This is a genomic window from Paenibacillus gyeongsangnamensis (assembly GCF_027533625.1).
GTDB lineage: Bacteria > Bacillota > Bacilli > Paenibacillales > NBRC-103111 > Paenibacillus_G > Paenibacillus_G gyeongsangnamensis.
Map to the genome: position 1 here is coordinate 170,003 of NZ_JAQAGZ010000008.1, position 22,117 is coordinate 192,119.

17 protein-coding genes are annotated in these 22,117 nt (G+C 56.5%); 4 read left to right on the forward strand and 13 right to left on the reverse strand.

Features of this window, described 5'->3' with window-relative positions; translation table 11 throughout:
* Nucleotides 1-2: 2 nt before the first annotated feature.
* Nucleotides 3-986 (forward strand): alpha/beta hydrolase family protein, encoded by a 984-nt coding sequence (locus O9H85_RS14030; protein ID WP_269882051.1) that lies wholly within the window; start codon nt 3-5, stop codon nt 984-986.
* Here O9H85_RS14030 and O9H85_RS14035 read toward each other — a convergent pair.
* The gene (locus O9H85_RS14035; protein ID WP_269882052.1) at nt 981-1,181 is read right to left on the reverse strand and encodes a hypothetical protein; all 201 of its coding nucleotides are present in this window, start codon (nt 1,179-1,181) and stop codon (nt 981-983) included. The genes O9H85_RS14030 and O9H85_RS14035 overlap by 6 nt on opposite strands.
* 48 nt (nt 1,182-1,229) lie before the next feature.
* Entirely contained in the window at nt 1,230-2,558 is a 1,329-nt protein-coding gene (locus tag O9H85_RS14040; RefSeq protein WP_269882053.1) for an ABC transporter substrate-binding protein, read from the reverse strand.
* A gap of 219 nt (nt 2,559-2,777) precedes the next feature.
* Here O9H85_RS14040 and O9H85_RS14045 point away from each other — a divergent pair, with 219 nt between their 5' ends.
* Nucleotides 2,778-3,065 carry a chorismate mutase gene (locus O9H85_RS14045; RefSeq protein WP_269882054.1) on the forward strand — a complete coding sequence of 96 codons (288 nt, stop codon included), beginning with the start codon at nt 2,778-2,780 and terminating at the stop codon, nt 3,063-3,065.
* A gap of 475 nt (nt 3,066-3,540) precedes the next feature.
* Here O9H85_RS14045 and O9H85_RS14050 read toward each other — a convergent pair whose 3' ends face one another.
* From O9H85_RS14050 to O9H85_RS14075, 6 genes are all read right to left on the reverse strand, one after another.
* On the reverse strand, nt 3,541-4,242 hold the full coding sequence (locus tag O9H85_RS14050; RefSeq protein ID WP_269882055.1) for a response regulator transcription factor: 702 nt from the start codon (nt 4,240-4,242) through the stop codon (nt 3,541-3,543).
* Nucleotides 4,243-4,270: 28 nt separating this feature from the next.
* Complete coding sequence (locus tag O9H85_RS14055; protein ID WP_269882056.1) at nt 4,271-6,415, reverse strand: sensor histidine kinase; 2,145 nt, start codon at nt 6,413-6,415, stop codon at nt 4,271-4,273.
* Between the two features lie 9 nt (nt 6,416-6,424).
* Nucleotides 6,425-7,483, reverse strand: a complete 1,059-nt coding sequence (locus O9H85_RS14060) for an N-acetylmuramoyl-L-alanine amidase (RefSeq protein ID WP_269882057.1) — start codon at nt 7,481-7,483, stop codon at nt 6,425-6,427.
* 134 nt (nt 7,484-7,617) lie between these two features.
* On the reverse strand, nt 7,618-8,988 hold the full coding sequence (locus O9H85_RS14065) for an MATE family efflux transporter (protein WP_269882058.1): 1,371 nt from the start codon (nt 8,986-8,988) through the stop codon (nt 7,618-7,620).
* Between the two features lie 559 nt (nt 8,989-9,547).
* The gene (locus O9H85_RS14070) at nt 9,548-11,458 is read right to left on the reverse strand and encodes a DUF2334 domain-containing protein (protein ID WP_269882059.1); all 1,911 of its coding nucleotides are present in this window, start codon (nt 11,456-11,458) and stop codon (nt 9,548-9,550) included.
* Nucleotides 11,459-11,742: 284 nt separating this feature from the next.
* Nucleotides 11,743-12,519 (reverse strand): class I SAM-dependent methyltransferase, encoded by a 777-nt coding sequence (locus O9H85_RS14075; protein WP_269882060.1) that lies wholly within the window; start codon nt 12,517-12,519, stop codon nt 11,743-11,745.
* Nucleotides 12,520-12,955: 436 nt separating this feature from the next.
* Between O9H85_RS14075 and O9H85_RS14080 the strand changes: the two genes are divergently transcribed.
* Complete coding sequence (locus O9H85_RS14080; RefSeq protein WP_269882061.1) at nt 12,956-14,515, forward strand: ATP-binding protein; 1,560 nt, start codon at nt 12,956-12,958, stop codon at nt 14,513-14,515.
* 76 nt (nt 14,516-14,591) lie between these two features.
* On the opposite strand, the gene O9H85_RS14085 is transcribed toward O9H85_RS14080, so the two are convergent.
* The 5 genes from O9H85_RS14085 to glpK form a co-directional block, all read right to left on the reverse strand.
* Nucleotides 14,592-14,909: a hypothetical protein gene (locus O9H85_RS14085; RefSeq protein ID WP_269882062.1), complete on the reverse strand. Its 318-nt coding sequence runs from the start codon at nt 14,907-14,909 to the stop codon at nt 14,592-14,594.
* A gap of 182 nt (nt 14,910-15,091) precedes the next feature.
* Nucleotides 15,092-16,264, reverse strand: a complete 1,173-nt coding sequence (locus tag O9H85_RS14090) for a DNA sulfur modification protein DndB (protein ID WP_269882063.1) — start codon at nt 16,262-16,264, stop codon at nt 15,092-15,094.
* Nucleotides 16,264-17,427 (reverse strand): DGQHR domain-containing protein, encoded by a 1,164-nt coding sequence (locus tag O9H85_RS14095; RefSeq protein WP_269882064.1) that lies wholly within the window; start codon nt 17,425-17,427, stop codon nt 16,264-16,266. The genes O9H85_RS14090 and O9H85_RS14095 overlap by 1 nt, the downstream gene beginning before the upstream one ends.
* A gap of 326 nt (nt 17,428-17,753) precedes the next feature.
* Complete coding sequence (locus O9H85_RS14100; RefSeq protein WP_333474202.1) at nt 17,754-18,485, reverse strand: YqjF family protein; 732 nt, start codon at nt 18,483-18,485, stop codon at nt 17,754-17,756.
* 146 nt (nt 18,486-18,631) lie between these two features.
* A complete protein-coding gene (gene glpK / locus O9H85_RS14105) occupies nt 18,632-20,116 on the reverse strand; it encodes a glycerol kinase GlpK (protein WP_269882065.1) in 1,485 nt (494 codons plus the stop codon).
* A gap of 317 nt (nt 20,117-20,433) precedes the next feature.
* On the opposite strand from glpK, the gene O9H85_RS14110 reads away from it, so the two are divergent.
* Nucleotides 20,434-22,101 (forward strand): glycerol-3-phosphate dehydrogenase/oxidase, encoded by a 1,668-nt coding sequence (locus tag O9H85_RS14110; protein WP_269882066.1) that lies wholly within the window; start codon nt 20,434-20,436, stop codon nt 22,099-22,101.
* Nucleotides 22,102-22,117 lie beyond the last annotated feature (16 nt).

Genomic DNA, 22,117 nt, shown 5'->3' on the forward strand with positions numbered 1-22,117 from the left:
CTATGCCGTATACTGAAGAGACCATCACGATCCAAGGCGCGTATCCCTTGGGGGCTACCCTCACCTTACCGCTGCTCGAAGCGGGCAGGAAAGCTCCGGCCATATTGATCGTTCCGGGGACAGGGGCAAACGACAGGGACGGCAACAACCGGATGCTCAAGATGAACCTGTACAAAGATTTGACTCAATTTCTTGGAGAACAGGGCTGCATAGCCCTCCGTTATGATAAAAGAGGCTCTTATGCCAGCGGAGGGGACGCCGCTGCGGCCGGATTATGGGATTTGGCGGACGATGCGGCCGCCTGCGCGGACTTCCTGCGGGCGCATCCGATGGCTGATCCGGAGCGCGTCTTCGTGCTGGGGCACAGCGAGGGCGCGATGCTGGCCCCCGCCTTGTTCGTCAAGCGGCCTTGGATCGGAGGCCTGCTGCTGATCGCCGGTTCGGCCTTCTCCCTAAAGGACATATCGGCGCGTCAATCCGAGCAGGCCCTGCTGGAGCTGAGTCAGCTGAACGGGTGGAAAGGCGCTCTTGTCCGCCTCCTGCGGATTCCGGAACGGGCCCGCAGACAGAACAAGAAGATTATCGAAAGGCTGCTGGCGTCCGAGGAGCCTGCAGTTCGCATCAAAGGGAAGCGAATGAACGCCAAATGGTTCCGCGAGCACTATGCTTATCGGCCGTCCGACATTCTAGCCGAAGTGACCTGTCCCGTCTTGGCGGTTACGGGGACGAAGGATATCCAGGTGCCTCCGGAGCACGCCCGCCTCTTGGCGGAATCCGTCAGCGGCCCTTCAGAGTGGCATTTGATTCCGGATATGACCCATATCTTGAAGAAAACCGGGGAAACGCCCACGATGCTGGGCCTGCTAAAGCTTTACAAGAAACTCACCCCCGTTCCGTTAGATCCGGAGCTGCTGGCCGTTTTGGCGGATTGGCTGAAGCGGCACACCCGGCTTCATAGTCAAGAAGTAGGCTCCGAGTCCTTATGATACCGCAGCCGGAAGCTTCGATTCCTTGCGCTGGCGGTCACCCTTCATGCCGGTGTCGACTTCTTCGCAGCCCTCGCTCAGAAGCAAGCGTTCCCGCTGTGGATCGCCGAGCTGCTCTTGCTCGTCTCCGCCGCCGTATCCGTATGGTTCGCGGTCCGGTCCCGCAAGCTGTTCGGAGAGTGATTTCGACGGCAAGGCCCCTTCAGCTCGCGGATTCGCTTGAGCCTAAAGGGGCCTTGTTCCTTATTTCGTACCGTTCTTCGCCGCTTCCAGCACCTTGTTCACCTGTTCATCGCTTTCGCGAAGCGCCGTGTTGATGTCCTTCTCCTTATTAGCGACCGATTGAAAAGCAGCATTGGAGATTCGGTCGAAGTCTCCTTCGTTGATATTGCCTAGGGGCGCAATAACCGCCAGCTTCGGCTTGATCATTGCAGCAAGGTTCTTGCCTTGGAATTCCGGAATGCCCTGGCCGTACTGAGCCCTTACCTTCTCGTCCTTCAGTACCGGCGCGCGGCCGTTCCTGGCCATGTCGGACTGCACTTCATCCGAGAGCACCGTCTCCAGCACTTTGAAGGCCGCATCTTTGTTTTTGCTTTGATTCGTTATGCTGAGCACCGGCGTATCCACGCGCTGACCGACGCCGGGCGCCTTCTTATTCTCGGGATAGGCAACCAAATCCCATTTCACATCCGGGGCTTTGCGCAGCATTCCCAGCGTATTGCTGTAGCCTACCAGCATGGCCAGCTCTCCTTTAACGAGGGCCTGCTCGTTTTTGCCGTAGTTCAGGCTCTTAAAGTCGCCCGCCATCACCCCCGGTATATCATACAGTCCGGCCCAAAGCGTCATAAGCTCCTTCCAGGCATCGGTCTGCATTTGAGCCTTCCCCGTTTTGAAGTCGGCATAAGGAAGTGCCAGCTGCCGCCCGCCGCGGTACAAGTTATCGGCATAAATGCCGCGGTACTGAATGCCGCCGTCCATCCGCGTCAGCTTCAGCGCCAGCTGCTTAACATCGTCCCACGTCATGCCGTCCTTCGGATAAGGGACACCGAACCGGTCGAATACATCTTTATTGTAAAAAAGCGCAAACGCGTTGTTGTACGAGGGCAAACCGAGAAGATGATTCTGGTTGCTGGCGATCTTGATCGTCTCGAGCATCTCCGGAATAACTCGAGCCGAATCGAATTTGTGTTTTTTCATCAGCTCCTCATGATTGAAGGCAAGCCCCAAGTCGTTCAGTTGGTTGAGGTTGCCCGGGTAGAGCACGACAATATCGGGAACGGTTCCCGCCACGACGAGGTCGTTCATGCTCTTGCCTTTCTCGGAGGTATTGATCCGCTCCACCGTAATATTAGGGTATTTCTTCTTCACCGGATCCGCAACATACCGCTGGAAATCCTCTTCCGGAAACATCGTAGTGCTTGCGGCAAATTGAACCGTCACCGGATCGCTCGGCAGCTCGAACGTCTCGGATGCTTTTGTCTGTCCGGGATCGCCGCCTTTTGCCCCGCTGCAGCCTGCAAGCAAGCCTCCGCACAAACTGAACGCAAGTACGATGGATAATGAATGCCTCATCATAACTCCCCGCTTCGCTTAGTAGTCGATACCTCTAAAGCATACACGATATTTGTAAACGCTTAATTACGGTAATTTAACTGGAGTATATGATTAAATTAAGCCTTTGGGCGCAAGGCAGGCCTGACGCAGTTTGGGAATTTCACCCGCCGAGATGATGACGCGGCGCTCAGGGGCAAGGTATAATGCAGTATACCCGGAGAATGAAGGGAGAACGCTATGGGGACCGCTGAACTGCAAGATTTAAGGGAGCAGATCGATAGAATCGATCAGGAAATCATCGCTTTATTATCCGAACGGTTTAAAATCACGGAAGAGGTCGGAATCTACAAGGCGGAGCACGGACTGCCGGTTCAGGATATAAACCGCGAAGCCGAACAATTCGGGAAAATTGCCGAGCTCTCGATGAGCCGGGGTCTCCGGCCGGAATACGCCGTCGGCGTGTACCGATGTATTATCGATCTTGTCATATCCCGTCATCGGGAAATTAAAGAGGGACGGAAATAACCGGAGCGCCTCAGCCGCAAAGCCCCTGACATACACCGGAAACGATCGACGTCAAGGGCTTTGCTCATGGCTGGATAGAGAACGAAGCTATATGAAGGAGCCGTGGGCTTAACCCTGCTTGTCACAGCTGTAACAAAAAAAGCCTGACGCCCGAAGGCGGCAGACTCAGATTGCCGAAAAACCCGGATATGCAAAAAAATTGCAAAAACCTGGGGAGCTCTAGGATCAGCCCTATGGGGAACCGACGGCTTATTGTGCATCAGCCTATTGGAAGCGCTCACAAGGTTCAGGTCGTCTGGCTCGAACACGACCTCCTCGCATGGATCGCAAGCCCCGCTGCTGCTGGCGTTCGCCATTGTAACCGCCCAGCGTCTGGGAAGCGCATTCCCGCAGACCGCGCGAGCCTCCTTTCGATGACTCCCCTGAAATACCAAACGCCGCCGCCCCTTGAGGGGACGGCGGCGCCTCAGCCGATTCAGCTAATCTTCGAAAATTTATATCCCACACCATGCACATTAATAATATATTTCGGACGGGAAGGGTCCGGTTCGATTTTTTTGCGCAAATTGCTGACATGCACGATAATCGTCCGCGTATCGTTGAAGCACTCCTGACCCCAGATTTCGCGAAACAGCTGCTCATGGCTGAAGGTCTGCTCCGGCCGGGAAGCGAGGAAGCTGAGCAAATCGAATTCCTTCCGGGACAGCGGCACCTCCTGCCCGTCAATTTTGACCACCCGGCTGAGCCGGTCGATCTGAATGGTTCCTACGCTCATCTTGGTCGGATGCCGCTCCGACAAGCCCGCTTCCAGATGCGGACGCCGAAGATTCGCCTTGACCCGGGCCACCAGCTCATTCGGACTGAACGGCTTCGTAATGTAATCGTCCCCGCCAAGATTAAGTCCCGTTATCTTGTCGGATTCGTCCTTTTTGCAGCTGAGGAATAGAATCGGAGCGGCCGAGAGGCCGCGAAGCTCGCGGCACGTATCGAAGCCGCTTTTTCCAGGCAGCAGAACATCGAGAATCACCAGATCCGGCTGCTCCATGGCCGTGAGTGCTACGGCGTCGTTCCCGTTATCCGCCATAACGACCCGGTATCCGTTTTTTTCCAAGTAAAGACGTATCACTTCCCGAATTTCCAAATCATCTTCCACGACCATGATTTTTTGCCCTGTCATGATTCCACCTCCGCCTGTTGGACTTATATCAAAGATAGGCGTTCACCTTGCCCTCGGTCAAGCTCATTTCCTCCCTGCGAACAGGGATCCAGAAGCAAATACTTGTTCCCCGCTGCGGTTCGGAGCGTTCCACCCAAATGCGTCCGCCGTGGGATTCGACGATTTCCTTGGAAATGGACAGTCCGAGACCTTTGCCCCCGTTCACCGAGCTGCGGGACTGGTTGCTGGAGTAGAAACGGTCGAACACGTAAGGCAAATCCTCCGGCACGATGCCCTCTCCCGAATCCGTCACCCGGCATAGCATCCCGTCCTCGTCATCCGCCATCTCCACCTCGATGGAGCCTCCCTCCCGGGTGAATTTAATCGCATTGAAGATCAAATTCGAGAACACCTGGTGCATCCTTTCCAAATCCACCTCGACCGCCGCGAACGCCCTTCCGCTTGAAGCGGGGCTGTTCATCGTCAAGGAATATCGGATGCCCGCATTTCGGGTGTCCAGCTCGTACCGGGAAAAGAGCATCTCCATGAGCCGATCCGTACGGAACGTTTGCTTCTTGAACGTGATCTGCCTAGCCTCCAGCTGCGACAGATGGAACAAATCCTCAATCAGCCGGTCCATGCCGAGCACCTTGCCGTGAATGAGCCGCAGGTACCGGTCCTTCTGTTCCTCCGTATCGACCATGCCGTCGAGTATCGCTTCGATATAGCACTGAATGGTCGTCAGCGGCGTCCCCAGATCATGGGAGATGTTGCTTAGCAGATGGCTGCGCGAAATCTCAAGCCGCGACAGCTCGTCATTGGTTTGCTTCAGCGCTTCGTTCGCCAGCTCCAAGCTATGCGTATGTTCCTTAATTTTACCATACAAACCGTTGTTCAGTTCGGTCAATTGCGCGGACAGTCGTTCTTCGTTCGAGAACGCTTTGGAGAGTTTAATGGAAAGCAGCAGCGCCTGGGAGATAATGAAAATGAGCAGACCGAAGACGGTCATTTTATCCGTTGTCTTCACGAGCTCGTGGGCGTAAAGCATGTCGTTGACAATCGATAACGCAAATAAAATACACGATACCAGAAGAATCCCCGCCCCCTCCCGTTTGCGCAGGAAGGCCAAGATCACGATCACTAGAATGTACAGCATGCCGCAAAGCAGGTACACTTGCAGTACGATCAGCCATTCCGTCATTTTAAGCGGGGTTAGTACGGCCACGACGGCCGTGTAGCCTATACAAGCAAGGCACAGCGCCATGTTGAACGAGCGCGAGCTCTCCCGCGGGTACAATCCGGAGAAGAAGAGCGCGAACAACGGCATGGCGAGCGCCGCACTCGTGTATTCCAGAAGGATCTGAACCGTCCAGTCGAAATTCGGGAACAGCTTCGTCAGCACGATTTCACTGAGCATGGTCATTCGGAGGCATATCAAGAGGCAGAATAAACCAAAGAACAGGATCGGCCAATCCTTTGTTCTCACGGTGAACAGGCCCAAGTGATACAATCCCATAATCATCACACTGCCGATCAGCAGCATATCGAAGCCGACGGAGAGCGCCTGCTTCCCGACCATCGAATCCACCTTCCCGACCTCAAGGGGCTGCCAAACCCCTCCTCTGTGATGGGAGTAGTTCGATACCTGCAGCACTAGCTCCACCGTCGATTCATGGGTATGCATAACCGCTATGGCAGGATGATATTGGGGGGTCGTTCCTTCAGCGGACATGCCTACCGTGCCTGCCGACGCCGCCTCGCTGCCGTTCACCCACAGGCGGTAAGCGGTATTGATGGTGGGTATGCGAACTGCGAGCAAGTCCTGGCCGGGCTTAAGCTTCAGCGTCATGCAATACGTCGCGAAGCCCTCGCTCGGGACCCTCCGGCCGTCAACCTTCAAATGATTCCACGAAGCCGGCACCTCCGCATACAGGGACGGAGCAGGCGCCTCAGGAGAATGAAACTCCTCGGGGCCAACGAGCCGCTGCCAATAAAAAGCCCACTCCCCGTTCAATCGGACGTTTCCGTCTCTGGCAAAATCCCAACCGGACAAATCCAGCTCCCCTTGAATCACTTTGGGCGCGCTATTGTACTGGAAGAACAATAGGTTCCATCCGTAATACAGCAAGGTGGAAATCAAGCAAGCGATCATACCTACCGCAACAAACCGTTTATAAGATAAATCGCCGGGCATTTGTCTTTCTCACTCTCCCCCGGTCTTCAAAAACCGATCGATCCCTTCGGCAATTCCTTTGGCCAGCTTAAGTTGATAATCCGGCTCTGACAACTGTACATCCTCCTCGGGATTCGTCATGAAGCCGAGCTCGACCAGAATGACAGGAACCTTGGACCAGTTAAAGCCGGACAAGTCCGTCCGGGCCGCGAGGCCCCGGTTGGACGAGCCTGTCGCTAATTGCAACTGCTCCAGAACGAAAGCCGCCGCTTGGAAGCTTTTCTCCGCAACGGCCTTCGTGGCGGGAACCGCCCGGGAAGGATACAACACGGATAAGCCCCGTGTCTTAGGCGAAGCATCCCCGTCCGCATGAATCCGAACGACAAGGCTGGCCCGGGCGTCGTTCCCCAGCTCGGCACGCTGTTTGTTGCTTAGATTCACTTCGTGCGTTTCCCGCGTCATGGCAACCCGAATGCCCCTGGCCGTCAGCTCATCCTTCAGCCGCTCGGATACTTCAAGGTTGAGCACGTACTCCGGCTTCTTCGTTCGCACGCCCATCGTGCCCGAGCTGACCTTCGGCTTCGTCTCGTTCGTGTCCGGGCCGACGGGCTCCGGTTCGTTGTTTCCTTTCCGCTGGTGCCCCGGATCGATCATGACGAGCGGGACTTCTATCCCGCCCTCCCCGTCCCGCTTCATGTCCGTCTGTCCCGGAAATACAGGCGGCAGTTGAACCGGCTTATTGCTCGGGGCATCCGTGTCCGTGTCGTTCTCTGCTCCATTCCCGGACGGCGCAGCTTGCCGCTCCTCTTGCTCGCTCATCCCCGGGTGAAGCTGGGCTTCGTCCGGCAGATCCGTGCGCTGCTCCGGCAGCTGCAAGGCGGGCAAGCCGCTGCTGGAGTAGAAGGCTTGCTCCTGGGGCCATGACCGAGAGCTGAAGAGGCTCCAGCAGAGCATGATCAGAAGGAGGAGCAGCATGACCGCCCCGGTCCAATAAATGATTCGTATCCGGCCTTTGCCGTCCGCTTCCATCACCTTCAGCCGATCGCTCCTTTTATTCGACAGCAGACTGCTCTGCCGCTTGTGACACATTTACCTAAAAATCGCCAATTTCTCACACTGTCTACATTCGCTAACTCTTCACCAAAATCCTGCTTATCATTGCTCTTGGACAGCAAAAATCCCCTGCTCCTCCAGGGCTTGATCCCGGAAAAGCAGGGGAGCGGCTACAGCTTCGCCGCTTCGGCCCGCTTCAAACGAGCAGCCCCCCAATCGGTCCGGTAGAACCGGATCAAAACCGCGAGAGCAAAGACCGTCAGAAAGGCATATAGCGAAACCCATGCCCCTATACTTCCGCCTTCAAAATGGAAGGTAAGAAGATAGGCGAGCGGTATGAACAGCAGCCAGTTCAGCAGCAGCGATACCTTCAGCAAAAAGCCGGTATCACCCAAGCCGCGGAGGCCGCCGGCATAATAATTCAGCAAGCCGTCGAACAGCTGCAGGAACGCGGACACCCCGATGAGCTTGCCTGCCAAATGGTATACCCCGGGATCAGCGGTATACAGCCTAGCAACCTGCTCGCCCCAAAGAAATTCGGCTGCGCCCAGCAGGAGCAGGAAAATGCTTCCTAGAACAGCCGTATCCGTCCCCATGCGCCGGGCCAGGTAGGGCTGCCCCCTCCCGAGCTCCTGCCCTACTAGAATCGTTGCCGTAGCTCCGAAAGCGAAAGCCGGCATAAAGCCAAGCCCCATGACGTTCAATGCGATCTCGTTGGCGGCAAGCGCCTCTGTGCCGAGACGGGTTACAAACATGGTAAACACAAACATTGCCCCGCTCATCGCCAGCTCCTGGGTTCCGAGCTTGCCGCTCTCGAATGCGATAAGCTTGGCTTCGGCACGGCTGATCCGGGCCCTTCCGCGGGTGCCGTATAACGGATGCAGCCGCCAGAAGTACACATATCCGCTGCCGGCAAGTCCAAGCCCTTCGCCGATAAGAACGGCCAGTCCCGCCCCCGCCAAACCAAGCTGCGGAAAGCCCAGCTTGCCGTAGGTCAGCGCGTAAGTGAAGAAAATCATGGCGCCATTCGCAAGAAGCGACATCCGCATCGGCGTGCGCGTATCTCCGATTCCGCGAAAGAAGCCGTGCAGGACGAAGCTCATCGTAGTGCAGGCTACAGCGAACAAGCGGTAGCCGAGGTAAGCCGTGCCGCTGCGGACAAGCTCCGGCGAGCTGCCCATTGCCTTCAGGATGAAGGCCGGGGCCGCCCAGCCTGCCGCCGCCGAGAGCAGCGAAATGACAAGTCCGATGGCGAGAGCGGCATACGTACGTTCGACCGCTTTATTCATCTCGCCGGCACCGTAATTTTGTGCGACAAGATAGTTAACGGAATGCCCCAGTCCGGAAGTGAGCGCCCATACGTTATAGCAAATAATATTGGATACGCCTACCACCGCGATGACGAGAGCGCCCATCGGCCCCACCATCATCAGGTTGATCGTTCCTGTGACAGTTGCGGAGGCGAAAGAAACGACGGACGGCAGGGCCAGCCCCAGAATCAGCTTCCAGTGGCGGGTAAATTCCTGAAATGCCGTTTTCATGTTGTCCTCCTTCATTCACCGATCTGTCAGACCGCTTCCTCCATTGTGCCCTAGACATACCAGGAATGACAAGGGAAAGAATCGTTTAAGAACCCGTTACATGACGTCGAGAGCTTCTGATAAGCCCTTTTCGGTGAAGCTGCATTCGTGTCTTAAAGGTGCTTTTCTTGAAATGATGGATAATATCGTAACCAGGATAATCGGCTACGTCGTCCTTGTCTTACAAGGACCAGCGCGTTTATCAAGGTTGATGCGAAGCAATAAGTTACGAATTCTTATAAATTCTTATCAACTAAGAAAAGCCTGCTTCCTCTTCAGGGAGCAGGCACAGATTGACAAGAAACCCGGATATCCAGAAAAATGCAAAAGGTAGTAGGTGGGGTATCCCCTGCAGGAGCGATAGCGTCCGCCTTTGTTATCGGAAAATTACCTCTGCAAAAGCGAATAAATTGAAAATTTTACGGGTAACAACAGCGGCCGGAAGGGGATACCCCACTGGGATACCAAGGCAGATTTCTCTATTTCATGGGTTTCTCTAAAGCCTGAGCCTGCTTCCTCTTCAGGGAGCAGGCAGCTTGCCGTTCTCGAAGGAAAGAGCCAAATCCGCATAGCCGTCGGTGCGGTTCAGCAGGACAAGATCGCTCTTTCCGTTGCCGTCCATATCGTGAATCAGAAGCTGGGATCCGTCATTCGCCCGCCCCCAAGGCCCCAGGGTGGAGAGCAGGTTCCATTCGCCGTCCCCGCCTTTCAGGTAAACGGTATATTGCGTGGTTGCCGGGTTCCAGCGAAGCACATCCTCACGGCCATCGCCGTTGAAATCGCCGAAGCGCAGCCAGCCGTCCTCACTGGGGATACCCAGGTCCAGCTTCGTAACCTTCCACTGGAGCGTACCCGGTTCCATGCGGACCTCGAGCCCGTCGACGGCATTGGCCTTGGAGATAAAGAGGGACGTGCCGCCGTTATGGCGCACTTGGAACTCTCCCTTCACCTCGCTGCGGAAGCGAAAAGGCTTCAGCGTCTTCATTTCCGTTCCTTGAATCAGCCAGCCGCTAAGCTGCATCCGGTCTTTGGTGATTCCCGCAAGCAGCGTGCTTCCGTCGGGCTGAAGCATCGCGAACAGTTCATCCCAGGTACGGTCCTCCGTCTTCCAGACAGCGCCAAGATGAAACTTCGTGCCGTCGGATACGAGACGCGCCAGCCGGCCGCCCGGCTGAATAGTCCACAGGCTGCACAGTCCGGCGGCATCCTTCCCGCTGACGGCGGATGCGGTGCCTTTCACGTAGTCCGCTTGACCCCATACGGCGGGTGCGGGCTGTTCTTCGTTGCGGAACCCTCCGAACCGTCCCGGCTGGACCGTTACGGCGCCCGTCTTCGTATTCCACCCGATCCAGTCGGCCTGACCGTCTCCGTCGGCATCCTCAAGCATCAGCTTCGTATTCGGCTGCAGGGGAACGCTATGCGCAGGAGTGAAGGGAATATAGTCTTGAATGGAATAGAACGTATAGCCCTTGGCCTTAAGCCCCGTAATCAGCTTATGCAGGGTGCTCTTGCCGAGGTCGGCGTACCGATATTCCGGAATGCCGTCCCGAAGGACCGGCTCCCCGTCTTCGTTCAATACCGGCACCAGGTTCTTGAAATCGATGAACGGATGGAAGTAGAACGACGCCAAATGATTCGACTTGCCGACACGATCCGTTATGATTTTCTCATCGCGATTCGAGGGGATATAATCGAACGGTGTAGGTACATAAGCCGCGCCCAAAGTAGGGACGCCGGAGCCGGTATTCCGGGTATTCGTGAACTGGGCTGTCGGCGCATTGCGGTTCGCCTGCACGTCCGCTTGATAATTCAAGCCGAAATAGGTCCGGAACAGCTGATCCTGCTGCGGCGTGGAGCGGTAGTGCGGCGCTTCCCAGAACTGCGGCTTCAAGCCCGCATGCTGCAGAATCGCCAGCCCTTCCTTCAACCGGGGCTCGGCGTAGGCCGCCGTCAGCGTCTCGTCGCTGCCCGGAACGTTGAATTCGTTGCCGATCCCGGATTCGTGTTGGCCGTCCCCGCGCCGCACACTGCCCACCTGATGGGTATACCCGTGCATTCCGAGCGTAGCGCCCCGCTCCACCGCTTGGTGAAGCACCGTCCGGAATGCCTCGGCGTACGCATCATGCGGCTGGTCCAGCCGTACATCGTAAACCGGTCTATCCGCGGGCATATTGATCCATCGCGGAATAACGGCGAGATGATAGGCCGTTTGATCCTTTCCCAGATATTCCAGCACGGCGCGAAGCTTCCCGACTTGATCTATCGAATCGTATTGTCCTCCCGGCCCGATATCCTCCAGCCGTATGAGCACGAACTTGGGTGAACGCCCTTCGCCCTCTACGGTAATGATATGATAAGCCGTAAACGATAACCCGATAATAACCGCGGATACCGCATACCGGATCCAACGGACTTTGTGAATCCAGCCCATCCTGATCGAGCTCCCTTCTTGCTGTCGAAGACGCTTGGGACAGGCTGAATGAGCCGTTCCAATGAAGCGCTTACATAATGAAAATATACGATGATTGTACCAAATTTTTCGCGGAACGAACATCATTTTTTTTGTAAAAAGGGCCCGTTGCGACTCCGTATCGCCGACAACGCACCATCCTGCCGGCCCAAGGCACCGCCGGGTGTTATCGCCGGCGAGAGGCCCTGTGTTGTCGAAAAGCGGCTGTCCGCTGCCCTTCCCGTCTCTACAGGCCGGAATTGCGGCTAAACCTTCACAGCCAGCACGCGAAGGCGCCGGTAATCCCCGATCCAGCGGATGCCGTCGTACAATTCCGCGCGCAGCGCCTTCTCGCAGCCTTCATAAATCCGTTCCTTCGTCTGTGCGTCCAATCCCTCGAGCAGACGGCCGGCGAAGGCGTCCAGCCAGTGGCGCAGTCCGTTCTCTCCATCGCCGAACGGAGTCGGACGGTCGAACAGCTCGGCGAATCGCACTTCCAAACCATACCGTTCGAGTAAAGCGGTATATTCGCCCAAGATGGGGAAGTACCAAGGATTACGTGAGGCGACGTCCACGCCTGCGGCCTGAAGCTGCGCCGACAGAGCTCCTCTGATCCGCGCCACATTCCCCTGTCCCCCCAGCTCCGCAACGAACCGGCCCCCGGGACGCAGCGCCCCGCGAATCGACTCCGCCACCTCACCCGGACGCGTCATCCAGTGCAATGCCGCGTTCGAGAACACGGCATCGAACGGCCGTTCATCCGGGAAGCGGAACGAGTGTCCGTCTCCATGAACGAACCGGATGTCCGGGTACTTCCGCCTCGCCTCCTTTACCATCGCCTCCGAGCTGTCCAGTCCGACGCATTCCGCGCCGCAGGACGAGATCTCGCTTGCCAAATCGCCCGTTCCGCAGCCCAGATCGAGAATTCGTTCTCCCTCCTTAGGCTCCAGAACCTCCAGCAGCGATTTCCCTAATCGTGAAACATACGAAATGTGGGCATCGTAATGCTCCGCATGCCATTCCCCAGAATGCTCGTTCCTCATGCTTCATCCTCCTCCCGGTTTCCTTCATTATGCCCGCACCAACTCAATGGATCAAATATATAGTTTGAATGAATTTAATAGGATTTAACTATAAAAGGAACGACAAAATCTTTTCCATGGGAGCTCCTTGAGGAATCTATTAAAATCTTAATGATTGCGATAGACTTGTGAAATCGGAATTCGATATAATGATGTTATTGTCTGTCTTCGCTAGACGTCCAAGAAGGATAGACGAATGTGCTTGTCCTCAATAAAGAACGCCTGCCTGAGCCCACGCCCTTAGGATCCAGCCATTGCTCGGCACGATCGGGACATGGCGTATACGCGCCTATGCTGCCATGATCCGCTGCTCCGATGGGAGAATGGCTGCATCTAGGTGATGTGTGGAACTTCATGATATAATGTAACAATGGCGATAGGCAGGTGATTTCATATTATGCAAAAAATTCCTGTTTCCAGCGATCGAAAAGGCTCCAACATCACGGTCATATCATCCGACGATGTCGTCAAGATCGAGTGCATTCGGGACAAAGAATACATTATCCATACGGCAAACGATAAATATTATTGGACAGCGTCACTGGAGGCGTTCGAGGAGTGGCTTTTCGAGGAAGGCTTCCGGCTCGTCGATCAGATGAACGTCGTCAATATGAATCATGTACGGAACTACGACCCGCGCAAGGGTCTCGTCACCCTGAAGCCGGAGACCTCTTCCCGTCAGAAAACGGCATCGGCCGCCTGGATTCACGGCGAGCACATCACCAACGTCATGAATCTGCTCCAGCGAATGAAGCAGCTCGACCACGGCCTCCCCGAAACGAACGAGGACGATGAAATCTTCGAGACCATTCTCGCTCAGGAGGAGGATCACCGTTTTGCCCGCTCCTATGCGATGATTAAAGCTTTATACGACAAGAGGAAAGCCGAAATTTTGCTGGAGGAGAGCGAGCTTCGGTACAAATCGTTGTTCGAGCATAACCCGGACCCTATACTATCCATTCATTTAAACGGTTCCATAAGCAATGCGAACCCCGCCTTTCATCGGGTGTTCGGCTACAGCGAAGCCGAGCTTCTCGGCAAAACGGTCGAGCCGCTCATCTTCCCGGAGCATCTGGCGCTATGGGAGCTGCAGTTCGCTGCCACGCTGAAAGGCGCGACTCCGAATTTTGAAATCTCCTTCCTGCGCCCGGACGGAGAGCCGGTCGAGCTCAGCGTCAAGAACTTCCCGATCTTCGTTGGCAAACGAATAGCGGGCGTCTATACGATCGCTCAGGACATCAGCGAGCGGAGGCGTGCGGAGGAAATGATACTGCGTTCCGAGAAGCTGTCCATCGTCGGCCAGATGGCGGCAGGCGTCGCCCATGAAATCCGTAATCCGCTCACTTCGCTCAAAGGGTTCGTGCAGCTGATGCAAACTCGTGTGGAAGGCTTCGACAGCTACTTCAATATCATGCAGGAGGAGCTGGACAGGATCAATTTTATCGTCAGCGAGTTCCTGGTTATCGCGAAGCCTCAATCGGTACGGTTCCAGCCTAAGGACGCGGGCATGATCCTGCAGCATACCATTCTGCTTCTGAATTCCCAAGCGCTGATTCATAACGTGAATTTGCTGACGGAAGCGGACCCGGAACTTCCGCCGATCAACTGCGACGAGAATCAGATCAAACAAGTCTTCATCAATATTTTGAACAACTCGATCGATTCGATGCCGGACGGAGGGCAAATCCGGATTGAGCTAAAGCGGTCGGACGACAACTTCGTCGTCATCCGTTTCACCGACCAAGGATGCGGCATTCCGGAGGACCGGCTGCCCCGGCTTGGAGAGCCCTTCTATACAACCAAGGAAAAGGGTACGGGACTCGGCCTAATGGTCACGTTTAAGATTATCGAAAATCACGGCGGACGCATGAATATTTACAGCGAGGTCGGTACCGGTACGACCGTCGAGGTCATGATGCCGATGGCGTCGGAAAACAAGAAAACGCCTCGGCTTTAGAAACGCAGCCTTAAGAAACGAATCGTTTCCCAAGGCTGCGTTTTTTTTGCGCCGTGTTTAATCTACCCCGTCCGGATTACGGATAGTAGGGATAGTAAGGGTCGTAGGCATCATAAGGGTAATAAGACGGGTAATATGGATAAGGGTAAGAATCGTAAGAATAAGCTGCGGTGTACAGCAGCGGAGCCAGGATGAAAGGAGTTAAGCCGCCGTGAATCCCCCCGTGTATACCTTCGTGAATACCTCCGTGAAAGCCCCCATGAAAGACGCCGTGTGGGCCATGGACAGAATGTGCGAAGCCGTGATGCCCGATGATGGGCGAACGCAGGAAAGACGTCTCCGGATTCGGCTGTTCCTCGCCTAACGATTCCATTGGATTATGTTCTTGAGACATACGCAATCACTCCCGTTTGCAGCTTTTTTTCGGTTTCGTACTCGAAATCCGCTCTACTTACGGTATATGTGCCTAAGCCGGAAGGGTGAATGTCCATCTTAAAATAGGGTTAATCGAATGCAAAAGACCCCGCCCCCTTCCGGGTGCGAGGTCTTTTGGCTGGATTACGCGCCTTTCGTGCATTAAGCGGACGCTTCGCCTTCTTCGATAGGATCCCCGTGCATTTCTTGGAACAGCTGTACGAGCTTTCCGTGCTTGCGCAGCGATTTTTCATGAATCAGATTCAGCTTGCCGTTGTCGAGCACCCCGAACCGTTCCACCAGCACTTCATTCTCCTGAGTCCAGTCGAATCTTTCGAAGATGCTCAGGCAAGAGGTCCAGTTCTTCGTATACTTTCCGTCCGTGAACAGATGGCGGTTGGCATACAGCGCAATGCTCTCCTGCATGGCTCTAGCCGAGGAACTGTACTGCGGAAGTCCGGGCTGCTCCGGCATAAGAGGCAGGAGCGTCGTAAAGAATTGGTGAAGAATCTCGATATACATGGTCGGATCCTGCTTGATCTTCCTTGCCAATTCGTAGGACGGCTGCATTTTGCCGGTAAAGAGCATCGTCGCCATCGAATACAGCCAGCTGAAGGATGTGAAATTTTTGTTGTAAGCGGTCAGATTCGCCCGCCGTTCTACCCCCGCCGCCTTCAGGAACACGTTATGATCAACGACCTGCTGAATGACCACGTTCAGCGGATCGATCGAGTCGAAGGAATGGCCGAGCTCCTTGCTTACCAGCTGCACCTTGGAGTTGATATCCCCGAACAGCTGCTTCTCTTCCTCTTCGCTGAGGCCGATGTAGATTTGTACCGCCAGCTCGCTCTCCATGAGCTCCAGTCTGCGGCGTTCCAGCTGCTCCACTTGGCCTTCCAGCTGCTCCAGCTCCCCGGCCAGCTCGGCGTTGTCCGGCGATTTGCGGCACTTGATCTTCATCGCCGCCACCTTCTTCTCAAGGCTCCGTGCTTCCTTCAGCATCTGTTCGTTAACGTAGCCGAGCGCGAGAATCCGGTGCTGTCCGTCCAGAATGCTCAGCTTGGAGCCGGGACGAAGATACAAGCCGCGTTCCGCCTTGGCGAGGCTGCTGACGTCGCGCAGACTAAGCGTCACCGGTCCGAAGAAAACCCGGTCGAGCTCCCGCTCCTGCAAATAATTGGCGATCTTGCGGCGCTGGCCCGCGCTCAGCTTCCGCTGGACCATCGGATCGATTGTTGTATAGTTAAGCAAGTCCTGCACTTGAACCGGCACCGTCGCCAGTCCGAATTTATCGCAGAACGGATGAATCGTCATTTTCAGATTTAGACCGTCCATTAGCCGACATCCTCCTTCGATTGTTCTTCCTCATATCCGTCCGTATCCCGGATCAGGAACAAATGATGCTCCTCATAGAAGTCTTTGACGAACTGGTAAGCCTTCATGATGCGGGAACGTCTCGGCAAGCGGTCTTTCTCGTCGCCCGAATAGATCGCATCCCACTGAATATGCGGCAATATTTTGACGACATACTCCAGCGCATATTTGTTAAAGGTACCGGTCTTCGTTACTTCGTCGTGGAAGAACATCGCCAGCGCGATTTGAAGGTTCTCCGACCAGCATAGCTCGCCCTTCTCCGGATCCGGCAGGTGCTTCAGCAGTTTCTCGAAGTAGAACGAGGCGAGCTTCAGATGCTCATCAACTTCCTTGTCGTCAAAGTAATACCCGTTGTTGCGCGCCGCCGATTTAAGCCGGCCTTCGAACAGGCCTACCATGATCTCGATCAGCAGGTGATAAGAGAACAAGTATTCCGGCCCCTTGCCCCGTTCGGTGAACATGTCGACCGGAATGCGCTTCATGACGGGAGCTTCCTCGGCCAGCCGGCTCGCCAAGACATGGTAGAAACGCCGCTGTTCGCGCAGAACGGCCAGATTGCCTCCGATCTTGCGGGGAAGCTTGTTAATATCGGAGAACAGCTGCCGCTCCTGGCGGGCATTAATGTCAAGATAAATCATGGTCGACATCGGGAATGCGTACAGCTTGCTGAGCTTCGCCGAAATTTCCTCCATCCGGTCATACTCCCGCCGGTCCTTGGCGCGCGCCATTGCGCTTTGCAGCGTTTCCATCAAACGTCGGAAAGCGGCAAGGCGATGCTGTCCGTCGACCACATACAACTTCTCGATCGCTTGAAGCCGGTACACTCTCGCATCCTCATCGTATTCACCTGCACCACGCGCCGACAAAATAATTCCCGGGAAATAAATCCCCTGCCCGTGATCTAAATAAAGCATGATGTAATCCATCATCTTGGACAAATTCTGCGGAACGATGGAGCGCTGCACTTCAAGGTCCACCTCATAAATCGCAAAAAGCTTGCTCATCGGCAGCGTCGTGGAAATGGTCGATTGCCCGAAAGTCCTGGATACGACACCGGGAATTTCGATATACGATGAAGCCTTCTGCTCGGCGATCAGCTCCGACAGCGATGAAATTTGGTCCATAATCCTTATTCCTCCTTGAAATCATTGGTTCATTGTCCATATCACTATTTTACTATAGTAGGTTCATATAGTTCCATTATACACCGTTTCTATGGGAAACATTCAGGGTTCCGACACAAAATCTGCGAAGAAGACGGGAGCTGCTTGGTTCATTATAAACCATTGCCCGTCGATTCTCCAAACCAAGGGCTGAATTCCTGCCCCCGTTCGGTAAGGGTTTGCAAATAATGGAAAAAACCCGGCTCCCCCCGTTCCCAATCTGCAGAAAGCGGGGGCCGATTTCCCATAGGCTTCGTCCTCGGAGGCAGTTGATCGCACCTGTTCCGTCAGGCGCGGACGAGGGGCCAGATGCGCACGTCCAATCGAGCGGCGTAATGAAGCAGCGGCGGCCGATCCGGCAGACGGATCCCCTGGGCGGATGTCATCGTATTGCGATCGACCGTGGCTTCGGCCCGCTGCAGCGGCCATGGCTCGTGATCGATATCGCAGCGGAGCGGCCCCCCGCCGCCGTCCAGCGTGTAAAGGCAGTATCGTTCGGTAAGCCAGTGCTCCAGCGTCCCCGCTTCGGCAAGATAAGGTTCGGAAATCGGGCGGTAGGTCCCCTCGAACCGAAAGCCCTCCTCCTTGACCCGCCTGCTGTAATAGCTGACCCGTTCTTCCCCGTCGGTCTCAACACTCATCTCCGCCAGGTGATAAGGAAGCCTGCAGAAGGTCCTCGCCATCCATACGGCCAGCGAGTGGGCGGCGTCCAGGCTGAAGAAATAGACGCCGGGCTTTCCGTTCAGCGTGACATACGTCCGCACGTTCAGCTCCGCGAACCGGCTCGTGCCTGGAATCTGCGGCAAGCCTCGCAGCCGGATGCCGCTCATGCGGAACGGAACGACCGCGATCCAAGCCTCACCCTCGAACGTATCGAGCGGAAGCGACTTCGGAATCAACGGACGCAGCGCCTGCGGCGGCAGCGGCCAATGAGCGAATAGCAGGTTCAGCCACGATTGCTCCATGACCCATGGCAGCCTTCCCGACGGCCATGGCCTTCCCTTTAACTCCGCTGCCACCCCGATCCCCCCTTAACCGATTCCGTATATCCGGTCATGTCCGCTAGCGGAGCTCCGATCCTTATCCATCAGCATATCACAAGAATCGCAAAAAACCATCCTATCGGACCATAGACGGGTCCAAAGGATGGTTCCGGTTCCATCGTTCAGCTACGGAGCTGATAAGCCAGCGTGCGCTTCCAGCCGCTGTATTTGTTCTCCCGGTAAGCTTCGTCCCGCTCCGGGACGAACGTCTGGTCGAACCCCTTCAGCCGCTCGATCTCCTCAAGTCCCGACCAGAAGCCTACGGCTAGGCCCGCCAGCATCGCAGCTCCAAGCGCCGTGGTTTCGGTCACCCGGGGACGGACGACGGGTACGCCGAGCAGATCAGCCTGGAACTGCATGAGGAAGGCGTTCTTCACGGCCCCGCCGTCGACGCGCAGCTCGCTGAGCTCCACGCCGGCTTCCTGCCGCATGACCTCCAGCACATCCCGTGTCTGATAAGCCACCGCTTCCAGGGCGGCTCGAACCAGATGGGCTTTGCCCGTGGAACGGGTAAGGCCGGCGATCATCCCGCGGGCCTCCGGCTGCCAGTAAGGCGTTCCGAGGCCGGCAAAGGCGGGCACGAAATAAACGCCCTCCGTATCAGGGACGGAGAGAGCCAGGGCTTCGGTCTCGGAGGCGCTGCCGATGAGGCCCAGGCCGTCCCGCAGCCACTGCACCACGGCGCCGGCAATGAAGACGCTTCCTTCGAGCGCATAATGTACCTGATCCCCGATTTGCCAGGCGATGGTCGTAAGCAGCCCGTTCCGCGAGCGGACCGGCTTATCGCCCGTATTTTTCAAGATAAAACAGCCCGTGCCGTAGGTGCTCTTCGCCAAGCCTTCGCGGAAGCAGCCCTGTCCGAACAAGGCGGCCTGCTGATCGCCCGCCACGCCCGCAATCGTAATCGGCCTCCTTGGGCCGATTACGTCCGTTTCCCCGAAGAGCCCGCTCGACGGCAGCACCTCCGGCAGCATCCCCCTGGGGATGTCCAGCTCGCGCAGGATGTCTTCGTCCCACTCCAGCGAATGGATGTTGAAGAGCAGCGTCCGGGAAGCATTGGACACATCCGTCGTATGCCTGCGACCCTCCGTCAGCCGCCAGATGAGCCAGCTGTCGATCGTGCCGAACAAGGCCTCGCCCCGCTCCGCCTTCTCGCGGATATCCGGATGCGTATCCAGCACCCACTTCAGCTTCGTTCCCGAGAAATAAGGATCGAGAAGGAGCCCCGTCTTGTCCTGGAACATCGGCTCCAGTCCCCGCTCCTTCAGCGTCCGGCACAGCTCGCTCGTGCGCCTGCACTGCCATACGATGGCCCGGTGCAGCGGCCTCCCGGTCTCGCGGTCCCAGATAACCGCGGTTTCCCGCTGGTTCGTAATGCCGATGGCTGCGATCTCGTCCGGCGGAATCCCCTGGGCCGCTTGCTGCAGAACGTCCAGCTGAACGGACCATATTTCCTCGGCATCGTGCTCCACCCAGCCTGATTCCGGAAAATATTGGGTAAATTCCCGCTGTGCGGTTCTTATGATAACGCCTTCATGATCGAAAACGATCGCCCGGCAGCTCGTCGTGCCTTGATCCAGCGCGATAATAAATTTAGGCTTCGTCATCGTTTTTCCTCCCCCTGAAACCGGCTGAGCCTTTTTGAGTCGTTCCGAAAAAGGTCTGCACAGGCAATCTAACACACGCCTATTTTCCCTGTCAAGACTCCCCCGGGGGGCTTGCGGGCGTTCCCCGAGCATGCTATGATGACGGTAACAAGTTAATTATGGTCAGAGATGAAGAGAAGACCGGAAACGTGCTCCTTTGGAGTGCCCTGCCGCCGTCGGCCCAGCCGATGCGCGAACCTGCGGGCAGTCCGTCATGGGGAGTCTATGTTTTCGCGTCTTCTTTTTTTTTTCGTCTACTGGGAAGGGGAGTATGACAAATGCCGCAGGCACTGTTTTCGGGAGAACATCGCAACAACGTACTGGAGGAGCTTGCCGCCGGGCCGCTCGACCTGCTCGTCATCGGAGGAGGCATTACCGGAGCGGGCATCGCGCTGGATGCCCAGAGCCGCGGACTGCGCACGGGGCTGATCGAAATGCAGGATTTCGGCGCGGGTACGTCCAGCCGCTCGACCAAGCTGATTCACGGCGGGCTGCGCTACCTGAAGCAGCTCGAATTCAAGCTGGTGGCCGAGGTCGGCAAGGAACGGGCGATCGTGTACGAGAACGCCCCGCATGTCACGACGCCGGAATGGATGCTGCTGCCGATCATCGAAGGCGGCACGTACGGGAAGCTGGCGACCTCGGTCGGGCTGCTGGTCTACGATCTGCTCGCCGGCGTGCGCAAGAAAGAGCGCCGGATCATGCTGAACCGGTCCGAGACGCTGAAGAAGGAGCCGCTGCTGAGAACCGACAAGCTGAAGGGCGGCGGCTATTATGTCGAGTACCGGACGGACGACGCCCGGCTTACGATCGAGACGATGAAAGCGGCTGTGGCGCTTGGAGCGAAGGCCGTCAACTACGTCAAGGCGACGGAGCTGCTATACAAGGACGGCAAGCTGGCCGGCGTGCGCGTAACCGACCGCTTGAACGGCGGAAGCCGGGAGCTGTATGCCCGGAAGATCGTCAATGCCGCGGGACCGTGGGCCGATACGATCCGCGAGATGGACGGCTCCAAGCAGGGGAAGCGGCTGCATTTGACCAAAGGCGTTCATTTGGTCGTGGACGGCTCGCGGTTTCCTCTGCAGCAGGCGATTTATTTTGACACGCCGGACGGCCGCATGGTGTTTGCGATTCCGCGCGACGGAAAGACGTACATCGGCACGACGGACACGAACTATGAAGGCGACATCGCGCATCCCCGGATGACCGCAGCCGACCGGGATTATTTGGTGGAGGCCGCCAACTTCATGTTCCCAACGCTGAAGCTGACGGCGAGCGATGTGGAATCCAGTTGGTCCGGCCTTCGCCCCCTCATCCATGAGGACGGCAAGTCCCCCTCCGAGCTGTCGCGCAAGGACGAGATCTTCATTGCGCCGTCGGGGCTTATCACCATTGCGGGCGGGAAGCTGACCGGCTACCGCAAAATGGCCGAACGCACCGTCGATCTGGTCGCCTCGCAGCTGCAGCAGGATAAAGGCGAACGCGCATACCCTCCTTGCTCGACCGAGCGCATCCGCCTGTCGGGCGGAGACGTGGGCGGATCGGCCGGGCTGGCTGCTTTTGTGAAGGAGAAGGTCCGCGAGGGGACGGCGCTCGGCTTAACCGAACAGGAGGCCCGCGAGCTGGTCATCCGTTACGGCTCCAACGTAGACAAAGTGTTCGGCTATTATGCGTCCTCGGAATCCCTTGCCAAGGAATGGGGTATGCCGAGGAGCGTCCTCGCTTCGTTGCATTACGGTATCGAGGAGGAAATGGTAGCTATGCCGCAGGACTTTTTCATCCGCCGCACGGGCGGGCTTTACTTCCGCATCGACTGGGTGGCAGCTTGGAAGGAGCCCGTCATCCGGTATATGTCATCGCGCTTCGGATGGACGGAGGACCTGGAGCAAGAGGCCCGCGAAGCGCTCGAGCGGCAGCTGCTGGACGCGGTTCATCCCAGCGCTTAAGGGGCCGCAAGCTCGC